The sequence below is a fragment of the Rhizobacter sp. genome (assembly GCF_031412075.1).
GTDB lineage: Bacteria > Pseudomonadota > Gammaproteobacteria > Burkholderiales > Burkholderiaceae_C > Rhizobacter.
The window spans coordinates 1-9,458 of sequence record NZ_JANOCG010000166.1 but is presented as its reverse complement, the minus strand read 5'-3'; the positions used below and the strand labels follow the sequence as shown (position 1 = coordinate 9,458).

The following is a 9,458-nucleotide window of genomic DNA, read 5'->3' as shown; positions in this document are numbered from 1 at the left end:
GAAGATGAACGGGATGCCCAGCTTGGAGGTCATCTCCTTCAGCGCACCGGCCACGTCGATCTGCAACTGCTCCGATTCAACGACACAAGGCCCGGCGATCAGAAAGAAGGGTTGCGTGATGCCGACGTCAAAACCGCAGAGCTTCATGCTGCCGCCTTTTCAGTGCGCGACGCCTGGTGTGCCAGGGCCGCTTCGATGTACGACTTGAACAGCGGGTGGCCGCCCCACGGAGTCGACTTGAACTCGGGGTGAAACTGCACGCCCATGAACCACGGGTGCACGCTGCGCGGCAGCTCCACGATCTCGGTCAGCTTCTCGCGCTGCGTCAGCGCCGAGATCACCAGGCCGGCTTCGGTCAATTTGTCGAGGTAGTTGACGTTGGCTTCGTAGCGGTGGCGGTGGCGCTCGGTGACCACGTCGCCGTAGATTTCGTGCGCCAGCGTGCCGGGCTTCACGTCGGAACTCTGCGCGCCCAGGCGCATGGTGCCGCCCAAGTCAGACTGGGCCGTGCGCTTCTGGATCGAGCCGTCGGCGTCTTGCCACTCTTCGATCAAGGCGATGACCGGGTGCGGCGCATCGGCCTCGAACTCGGTGCTGTTGGCGCCTGTGAGGCCTGCCTTGTGGCGCGCGAACTCGATTGTGGCCACCTGCATGCCCAGGCAGATGCCGAGGTAGGGAATCTTGTGCTCGCGGGCGTATTGCGCGGTGAGCACTTTTCCTTCGACACCACGCTTGCCAAAACCGCCGGGCACCAGGATCGCATCGAAGCGCTCCAGCTGCTTGACGTTGTCGAGCGTCAGCGTTTCCGAATCAACGTACTCGATGTTGACCTTGGCGTGGTTCTGAATGCCGGAGTGGCGCAGCGCTTCGTTGAGCGACTTGTACGAGTCCGACAGGTCGGTGTACTTGCCACACATGCCGATCGTCACGGCGCGCTGCGGGTGCTCGACCTCGCGCACCAGATCGTCCCAGCGCTTGAGGTTGGCGGGCGGTGTGTTGATGCGCAGCTTGTCGCAGATGAGCCCGTCAAGACCCTGCTCGTGCAGCATGCGCGGCACCTTGTAGATGGTGTCCGCGTCCCACACGGAAATGACACCCCATTCGGGCACGTTGGTAAAGAGCGAAATCTTCTCGCGCTCTTCGTCGGGGATGGCGCGGTCGGCGCGGCACAGCAGCGCATCGGGCTGGATGCCGATCTCGCGCATCTTCTGCACCGTGTGCTGCGTGGGCTTGGTCTTGAGCTCGCCGGCAGCGGCGATCCAGGGCACGTAGGTCAGGTGCACGAAGGCGCAGCTGTTGGGGCCCATGCGCAGGCTCATCTGGCGCACCGCTTCGAGAAAGGGCAGCGACTCGATGTCACCGACCGTGCCGCCGATCTCGACGATGGCCACGTCGACGGCGTGGTCGGTGCCGAGGCCGGCGCCGCGCTTGATGAAATCTTGAATCTCATTGGTGACGTGCGGGATCACCTGCACCGTCTTGCCGAGGTAGTCACCCCGGCGCTCCTTCTCCAACACGCTTTTGTAGATCTGGCCGGTGGTGAAGTTGTTGGTCTTCTTCATCCGCGTGGTGATGAAGCGCTCGTAGTGGCCCAGGTCGAGGTCGGTTTCGGCGCCGTCGTCGGTGACGAACACCTCGCCGTGCTGGAAGGGCGACATGGTGCCCGGGTCGACGTTGAGGTAGGGATCCAGCTTGATGAGCGTGACCTTCAGGCCGCGCGACTCAAGGATCGCTGCGAGGGACGCAGCCGCGATGCCCTTGCCCAGCGAGGACACCACACCGCCGGTGACAAAGACAAACTTGGTCATTGCTGTTGGCACTTGCGTGCTGCAAATGCTCTGGTGGTAAAGCGCGATTATAGGCGTGCCACTTGCCTGCAAAACCCGCCGGGCCGCACCTTCTTCAGGCTGCAACAGCGGCCTCTGCCAGGGCTTTCAGCCACTTGAGCACCTCGGCCGACGTCTCCTGGGGCCGCTCGAACGGGAACAGGTGCGTGCCATCGATCCACGAGATGCGCCCCTGGGCCACCCGCTCGGTGGCGGCCATGCCGACTTGCCTGACTTCGGTCGACTGGCTGCCGCCGATGAAGGCCAGCGGGCGTTTCAGCGGGTGGCGTCGCAGGAAGCCGGGGATGTCATGCGCCAGCGTCCTGTAGATGTCTGTCTCGACTTCGCGCCTGAAGCTCAGGGTGTAGCCCTCGGGCTCGTGGGGCTCGATGCCGCATTCGATGTAGTCGTGCAGCACCTCGGGCTCCCAGCGGGCAAACGAGGCCTTGCTCGCAAAATGGGCATGGGCCGCTTCCTTGGTCGGCCAGTGTTTGCGCCGCCCCTTGGACACCGAGGCGGGCGAAAAGCGCTCGCCCCAGCCGGTGAGCTTGGCGAACTGGAGGGTGGGGGTGAGCAGGCCGCCGATGATGGGCGAGTCGAGCATCAGCACACCACGCGCCAGGTCGGGCCGCCTCGCCGCGGCCAGCAGACTCAAGAAACCGCCCAGCGAATGGCCGACGAAGAAGGCCGGCTCGGTGGCGTGGGCTTCGGCGAAGTGGATCAACTGGTCGCGCAGGCGTGGCCAGTGCTGGGTCACCGGGTACTCGGGGTCGTGGCCGTATTTCTCGATCGCGTGCACGGTGTAGCCGCCGGCGCGCCAGGCTTCGAACAGCACACGGTAGGTGCCGGCGGGGAAGCTGTTGGCGTGCGAGAAGACAATGGTGCCCGACGACTTCTTCTTGGGCATCAGGCTAATTTTTCACTGGCGTTGGTGATCTTGCGCATCGGCTCATAGCGCCCGGAGTTCACGCACAGCGGGTGCGCCGTGGTGCTGCCGTCCCAGTGCGGATCGTCGATCGACTCGAACACCTGGCGCAGCTTCTGGCCCCAGCTGGAGCGGATCATGTGGAAGTAAGGGTTCTGTTCGTCGATGCAGACCAGTTGGTCGCTGTGCAATTTGCCGGCTTCGTACACCAGCAGGTCGAGCGGCAGACCCACCGACAGGTTGGACTTGAGCGTGGAGTCCATCGACACCAGCGCACACTTGGCGGCTTCATCCAGTGGCGTGTGCGGCGTGATCATGCGGTCGAGCACCGGCTTGCCGTACTTCGACTCGCCCACTTGGAAGTAGCAGGTCTCGCGTGTGGCCTCGATGAAGTTGCCGGCGGAGTAGACGAGGAACAGCCGCATGGCCTCGCCCTTGATCTGGCCGCCGAAGATCATCGAGGCGTTGAAGTCGATGCCCGACCTCTTGAGTGAGGGCGCGTCTTGTTCGTAGACGTGGCGCACCGCACTGCCGAGCACGCGCACGGCATCGAACATGCTGGTGGCGTTCCAGATGGTGATGGGCGGCTCGTCGCCGTTGTCGAGCTTCTCGACCTGCAGGATCTCGCGAACCGACTGTGAAATGGAGAGATTGCCCGCCGACAGCAGCACCATGAAACGGTCGTCGGGCTTCTCGTAGACCATCATCTTGCGGTAGGTGCTGATCTGGTCGAGCCCGGCGTTGGTGCGCGAGTCGGAGAGAAACACCAGACCGGCGTCGAGTTTGATGCCCACGCAGTAGGTCATGGTTTGCTTTCTTGGATAGATTTCAAACGGTACAGCGCGTCGAGCGCTTCCTTGGGGGAGAGCATATCGGGATTGATGGCTGCGAGCGCCTTGTCGATCGCCGAGCTCTCGGCCTCGACCACCGGGGCTGGCGCGGCAAAAAGGTCGATCTGTGCGTCGCCCGATTTCTGCTGCGCCTCCAGCGCTTCGAGCGCGGCGCGTGCTTGGCGCACCAGCGTGGCCGGCATGCCGGCGAGGCGTGCCACCTGCACGCCGTAGCTGCGGCTCGCGGGGCCGGCCTGGATGTCGTGCAGGAAGACGATGTCGTCGCCGCTCTCGGCGGCCGACACGTGCACGTTCAGCGCGCGCTCGTGCTTCAGCGGGAACTCTGTCAGCTCGAAGTAGTGCGTGGCAAACAGCGTGAACGAGCGGTTGCGTTCGTGCAGGTGGCTTGCGATAGCGCCGGCCAGCGCCAGCCCGTCGAAGGTGGAGGTGCCGCGCCCGATCTCGTCCATCAGCACCAGCGACTGGTCGCTCGCGCTGTGGATGATGGCGGCGGCCTCGGTCATCTCCAGCATGAAGGTCGACTGCGCGTTCGCCAGATCATCGGCCGCGCCGATGCGGGTGTGGATGGCGTCGATCGGCCCGAGCCGGCAGCCGCGCGCCGGCACGAAAGAGCCCACGGCCGCCAGTAACACGATCAACGCCACCTGCCGCATGAAGGTGCTCTTGCCACCCATGTTGGGGCCGGTGATCACGAGCATCTTTCGGGTGGCGTCCAGCCGGCAGTCGTTGGCCATGAAGTTGCCTGCGCCGGTTTCGGCAAGCCGTGCTTCGACCACCGGGTGTCGGCCCGCCTCGATGTCGATGCAAGGCTCGCGCACGAACTGCGGGCGGCACCAGCTGAGCGTGGTGGCACGTTCGGCCAGGGCCGAGAGCGCGTCCAGGCTGGCGAGCGCGCGCGCCAGGTTGCTGAGTTCTTCAAGGTGGGTCTGCAGCTGGTCGACCACCGCTTCGTACAACATCTTTTCGCGCGCCAGCGAACGGTCTTGCGCCGACAAGGCTTTGTCTTCAAACGCCTTCAGCTCGGGCGTGATGAAGCGCTCGGCGTTTTTCAGCGTCTGGCGGCGTTGGTAGTCGCTCGGCACCTTGCTCGCCTGGCCTTGGGTCACCTCGATGTAGAAACCGTGCACCTTGTTGTATTGCACGCGCAGGTTGGTGAAGCCGGTGCGGCTGCGTTCACGCGCTTCGAGGTCGAGCAGATAGGCATCACAGTTCTGGCTGATGCCGCGCAGCTCGTCGAGGTCTTTGTCGTAGCCAGGGGCGATCACGCTACCGTCGCGCAACAGCACGGCAGGTTCGTCGGCAATCGCTGAGCGCAACAGGGTTTCGATGGCGTTTGAAGGGTTGAGCGCTTCGGCCAGCATGTCGAGCAGCAGTGCCTCGCCGGTGGGCACCAGCGAGCGCAAGGCGGGCAGGCCTTGCAGCGTGGCGCGCAAGCCGGTCAGCTCGCGCGGGCGCACCTGGCGCAACGCGACGCGCGCGGTGATGCGCTCCACATCGCTCACGTGGCGCAGGGCTTCGCGCAGTGGCTCGGGCGAGCGGTCGATCAGCACCTCCAGCGCGTCGTGCCGTTGGGTCGCCACCAGTCGCTCGCGCAGCGGGTGCGTCAGCCAATGGCGCAGCGCACGGCTGCCCATGCCGGTGCGGCAGGTGTCAAGCAGCGAGAGCAGCGTGGGCGCGTCGTCGCCACGCAATGTCTGCGTGAGTTCGAGGTTGCGGTGCGTGGTGGGTGGTAGGTCGAGCAGGTCGCTCGCGCGCGCCACCGTCAGCGTGCGCACGTGGGCGAGTGCCTGGCCTTGTGTGTGCTCGGCGTAGCTCAACAGGGCGGCGGCGGCGGCTTGGGCCACGGGCAGGTCTTGCGCGTTGAAGCCGGCAAGGCTCGCTACGCGGAGCTGTTCGCACAGCTTGCGTGTGCCCAGTGCAGTGTCGAATTGCCAGGCCGGGCGGTTCGTCAAGGCCATGCGCGATTGGGCTACGGCCGCCGGCACCTGGTCACGGTCGACCAAGGCTTCGGCCGCGTTGAGCCGGGCCAGCCAACCGGGCAGTTCGCGCTCATGGCATTCGGTCATGCCGAGTTGCCCGTTCGACAGGCCCAGCCAGGCCAGGCCATAGGTGACCACGCCTCGCTTGGTCTGTTGCGACACCGCCAGCAGCAGCGCATCACGTTTGTCGGCCAGCAACTCGGAGTCGGTCACCGTGCCCGGCGTCACCACCCGCACCACCTTGCGCTCCACCGGGCCCTTGGCGGTGGCCACGTCGCCCACCTGCTCGGCGATGGCGACCGGCTCGCCCAGCTTGATCAGCTTGGCAAGGTAGCTCTCCACCGAATGCACCGGCACACCGGCCATCACCACCGGCTCGCCCCCGCTCTGGCCGCGTTGTGTGAGCGTGATGTCGAGCAGCTTGTTGGCGCGGCGCGCGTCGTCGAAAAACAGCTCGTAGAAGTCACCCATGCGGTAGAACACCAGCGTGTCGGGGTGCTCGGCCTTGATGCGCAGGTACTGCTGCATCATTGGCGTGTGGTGGGAGAGATCGAGGGCCAGGGGCGCGGAGTTCATGCGGGGGTGGTCACACCAGGGTGAGCCGCCTATTGTCGTGCAGGCCGCGCCGGTAACATCGGCGCCTTTCCAAGAGCAACCCCCAGAACAACCAGGAGACACCATGAACCGCCGCAACCTGCTGGCCGCCGCTTTGCTGAGCCTGTGCATGGCCGGCGCAGTGATGGCTCAGAGCAAGACCCTGCTGCGCATCTCCACCCCGGCCGTCACCGAAGACTGGCACGCCAAGATGTGGACGGTGTTCAAGGACGAGCTGGAAAAGTCGGCGCCCGGCCAGTTCGAGGTGCAGATTCACCTCAACGGCGCGCTCTTCAAACAAGGCGCCGAATCCACCGCCATGGCGCGCGGCAGCCTGGAGATGGCGGCCATGTCGGCGCAAGACATCGCCAAGATCCTGCCCGAGTACGCGATCTATACCGCCGGTTATCTGATCCGCGACCCGGCGCACCAGAAGAAGGTGTTCAACGGCCCCATCGGTGACGAGCTGGCCAAGGCCGTCGCCGCCAAGATGGACGTGCAGCTGCTCAATGTGGCCTACCTCGGCACGCGCCAGATCGCCCTGCGCGAGCCGCGCAAGGTGATGACGCCGGTCGACCTGAAAGGCGTGAAGCTGCGCATGCCCGCCACCAAGGAGTGGCTGTTCCTCGGCGAAGCGCTCGGCGCCACGGCCACGCCGCTGGCCTTTGGCGAGGTCTACCTCGCGCTCAAGACCGGCACCATCGACGGCGAAGACAACCCGCTGCCCACCGTGCGCTCGGCCAAGTTCCACGAGGTGACCAAGCAGATCGTGCTGACCAGCCACCTGGTCGATGGCCTGTTCATCGCCATTGCGAGCAAGACCTGGAAGGGCCTCACGCCGGAGCAGCAGGGCAAGGTTCGCGCCGCCGCGATGGCCGCGGCCAAGTACAACGACGACAACCGCGTTCAAGACGAAGCGCAGCTGATCGACTTCTTCAAGAAAGAGGGCTTGCAGGTGACCACGCCCGATGTCGATGCTTTCCGCAAGGCAGTGCAAGCCAAGTACCTGGCCTCCGAGCAGGCCAAGACCTGGCCGGCCGGTTTGCTCGACCGCATCAACGCGGTGAAGTAAGGCATGCGCCGACGCCTGGAGGCGCTGGCCGGCGCCATCGCCGCGGCAATCTTCGCTCTGCTGTTTCTCACCTTCATCGTGCAGGTGGCGGCGCGCTTCTTGTTCGATCGGCCGCTGGCCTGGTCTGACGAGCTGGTCGTGATCCTCTACATCGCGATGGTGTTCTGGTCGGCCGCGGTGTTGCTGAAAGAGCGCGAACACGTCATGTTTGACCTGGTCCACGCCGCCTTGCCGCCGCAAGGCCGGCGTGTGATGGCACTGGTGGGTGCCCTGTTGATGGCGGGGCTGATGGGTGTGCTGCTGCCTTATGCCTTTGATTACGTGCGCTTCATGCACCGCGAGCCGACCGCCGTGTTGGGCGTGCCGTTTTCGCTGGTGTTCGCGCCCTTCCTCGTGTTTGTGCTGGCGGTGGTGTTGATGTACCTGCACAAGGGCTGGAAGCTGTTGCGTACCGGCTGGCAGGAGCAGCTGTGAGCCTGGCGTTGACCGTGCTGCTCGGCATGCTGGCGGTGACGCTGCTGCTGCGCATTCCGATCGGCTTTGGCATGCTCGCAAGCGGCGTGGCCTACCTGCTGGTGAAGGGGCAAGACGTCGGCCTGGTCGCCGAGCAGGTGCTCAATGGCCTGTACAACAGCTACGTGCTGCTGGCGGTGCCGTTGTTCATCTTTGCGGCCAACATCATGAACTCGGGCACCATCAGCGAGCGCCTGTTTGCGTTTGCGCACGTGCTGGTGGGGCGGGTGCGCGGTGGCCTGGCGCATGTGGACATCATCGTCAGCGTGATCTTCTCGGGCATGAGCGGCAGCGCCATTGCCGACGCGGCCGGCCCCGGCATCGTGAGCATCCGCATGATGACCAAGCACGGCTACTCGCCGGCCTTCGCCGGGGCCATCACGGCGGCCTCGGCCACCATTGGGCCGATCATTCCGCCGTCGATTCCGCTGGTGATCTACGCGATGGTGTCCGACACCTCGGTAGGCGCGCTCTTCCTCGGCGGTGTGATCCCCGGGCTGCTGATGGCGGTGTCTTTGATGGTGGGTGTGCAGCTGGTGGCCAAGCGCCGCAACCTGCCGCGCAGCGAGGCTCTGCCCCCAAAGGAATTGCCGCGTGTGCTGGTGCGTGGGCTGTTGCCGCTGAGCCTGCCGGTGGTGTTGCTCGGCGGCATCTACAGCGGCGCGTTCACGCCGACCGAGGCGGCGGCTGTGGCTGCCTTGTATGCGCTGTTTCTGGCGGGGGTGGTGTACGGCGCGCTGAGCTGGCAGCGGCTGTATCAGATCCTGATCGAGTCGTCGAAATCGAGCGCCTCGGTCACGCTGATCGTGGCATCGGCCTTCTTCATCAACTACGCTTTTGCGGCGGAAAACGTGCCGACGATGCTGGCGGCCTGGCTGGGCCGGTTTCAGCTTTCGCCACTGGAGTTCTTGCTGGGTGTGAACCTGCTGTTCCTGGTGCTCGGCTGCTTTCTCGACACCTCGATCATGCTGCTGGTGCTGGTGCCGATGTTGCTGCCGGCGGCGCGTGCGCTCGGGGTCGACTTGGTGCACTTCGGTGTGATGGTGGTCGTCAACATGATGATCGGCATGGTGACGCCGCCGTTCGGCATGTTGCTCTTCGTGATCAACGCATTGGCCGGTGTGCCGCTCAAAGCCATGATCCGCGAGAGCTGGGTTTTCATTGGCGTGTTGATCGTGGCCTTGCTGGTGATCACGCTCGTGCCGCAGACGGTGCTGTGGCTGCCGCAGACGCTCGGCTACGGTGCCAAATGATCAGGCTTCGGCCGGCACCCAACGCTCGTTGACCAGCATCTCGTGCGGCTTGAACTGGGCCTTGTAAGACATCTTGTCGCTCTCGCCGATCCAGTAGCCCAGGTACACGTGGCGCAGCTTGAGCAGCCTGGTTTGCTCGATCTGCCACATCACGTTGAAGGTGCCGTAGCTGGTGCGCTCTTCGGGCTCGTAGAAGGTGTAGACCGCCGACAGGCCATCGTTGAGGATGTCGAGGATGGACACCATCTTGAGTGCGCCCAACGTGCCGTCGATCGACGGCTCGCGAACCACCACCCGGCGTGAGTTGACGCGGCTTTGCAGCAGGAACTGGGTGTACTGGTCGACCGAGTCGTTGTCCATGCCGCCGCCGCTGTGGCGGCCGGCTTGGTAACGCAGGTAGAGCTGGTAGTGCTCGGGCACGAAGCCCAGGCGCAGCACACGCGCG

Annotated in this window: 7 protein-coding genes and 2 pseudogenes; 3 read left to right on the top strand and 6 right to left on the bottom strand. The window is 64.8% G+C overall.

Annotation, left to right across the window (positions count from 1 at the left end):
• The 5 genes and pseudogenes from RMO40_RS05935 to mutS form a co-directional block, all read right to left on the bottom strand.
• Nucleotides 1-147: pseudogene (locus RMO40_RS05935) on the bottom strand (3-deoxy-8-phosphooctulonate synthase); the annotation flags it as partial.
• Complete coding sequence (pyrG, locus tag RMO40_RS05930; RefSeq protein WP_309717673.1) at nt 144-1,808, bottom strand: CTP synthase; 1,665 nt, start codon at nt 1,806-1,808, stop codon at nt 144-146. The pseudogene RMO40_RS05935 and the gene pyrG, both read right to left, overlap by 4 nt.
• Nucleotides 1,809-1,902: 94 nt before the next feature.
• Entirely contained in the window at nt 1,903-2,733 is an 831-nt protein-coding gene (locus tag RMO40_RS05925; protein ID WP_309717670.1) for an alpha/beta hydrolase, read from the bottom strand.
• The gene (locus tag RMO40_RS05920) at nt 2,733-3,557 is read right to left on the bottom strand and encodes a proteasome-type protease (RefSeq protein WP_309717667.1); all 825 of its coding nucleotides are present in this window, start codon (nt 3,555-3,557) and stop codon (nt 2,733-2,735) included. Before RMO40_RS05920 ends, RMO40_RS05925 begins: the two co-directional genes overlap by 1 nt.
• On the bottom strand, nt 3,554-6,157 hold the full coding sequence (mutS, locus tag RMO40_RS05915) for a DNA mismatch repair protein MutS (RefSeq protein WP_309717665.1): 2,604 nt from the start codon (nt 6,155-6,157) through the stop codon (nt 3,554-3,556). The genes RMO40_RS05920 and mutS overlap by 4 nt, the downstream gene beginning before the upstream one ends.
• 103 nt (nt 6,158-6,260) lie before the next feature.
• Here mutS and RMO40_RS05910 point away from each other — a divergent pair, with 103 nt between their 5' ends.
• From RMO40_RS05910 to RMO40_RS05900, 3 genes are read left to right on the top strand one after another with little or no spacing between them, the layout of a single operon-like run.
• Nucleotides 6,261-7,247, top strand: coding sequence for a sialic acid TRAP transporter substrate-binding protein SiaP (locus RMO40_RS05910; protein ID WP_309717662.1), 987 nt, complete (start codon nt 6,261-6,263; stop codon nt 7,245-7,247).
• 3 nt (nt 7,248-7,250) lie between these two features.
• Entirely contained in the window at nt 7,251-7,721 is a 471-nt protein-coding gene (locus RMO40_RS05905) for a TRAP transporter small permease subunit (RefSeq protein ID WP_309717659.1), read from the top strand.
• Nucleotides 7,718-9,013 carry a TRAP transporter large permease gene (locus tag RMO40_RS05900; protein ID WP_309717656.1) on the top strand — a complete coding sequence of 432 codons (1,296 nt, stop codon included), beginning with the start codon at nt 7,718-7,720 and terminating at the stop codon, nt 9,011-9,013. Before RMO40_RS05905 ends, RMO40_RS05900 begins: the two co-directional genes overlap by 4 nt.
• Here the strand turns inward: RMO40_RS05900 and RMO40_RS05895 are convergent.
• Nucleotides 9,014-9,458, bottom strand: a pseudogene (locus RMO40_RS05895) (arginyltransferase); the annotation flags it as partial.

What these genes read in the sequence shown, in the direction of transcription:
- pyrG (WP_309717673.1), bottom strand. Translation starts at nt 1,808, where the DNA reads ATGACCAAGTTTGTCTTTGTCACCGGCGGTGTGGTGTCCTCGCTGGGC.
- RMO40_RS05925 (WP_309717670.1), bottom strand. Translation starts at nt 2,733, where the DNA reads ATGCCCAAGAAGAAGTCGTCGGGCACCATTGTCTTCTCGCACGCCAAC.
- RMO40_RS05920 (WP_309717667.1), bottom strand. Translation starts at nt 3,557, where the DNA reads ATGACCTACTGCGTGGGCATCAAACTCGACGCCGGTCTGGTGTTTCTC.
- mutS (WP_309717665.1), bottom strand. Translation starts at nt 6,157, where the DNA reads ATGAACTCCGCGCCCCTGGCCCTCGATCTCTCCCACCACACGCCAATG.
- RMO40_RS05910 (WP_309717662.1), top strand. Translation starts at nt 6,261, where the DNA reads ATGAACCGCCGCAACCTGCTGGCCGCCGCTTTGCTGAGCCTGTGCATG.
- RMO40_RS05905 (WP_309717659.1), top strand. Translation starts at nt 7,251, where the DNA reads ATGCGCCGACGCCTGGAGGCGCTGGCCGGCGCCATCGCCGCGGCAATC.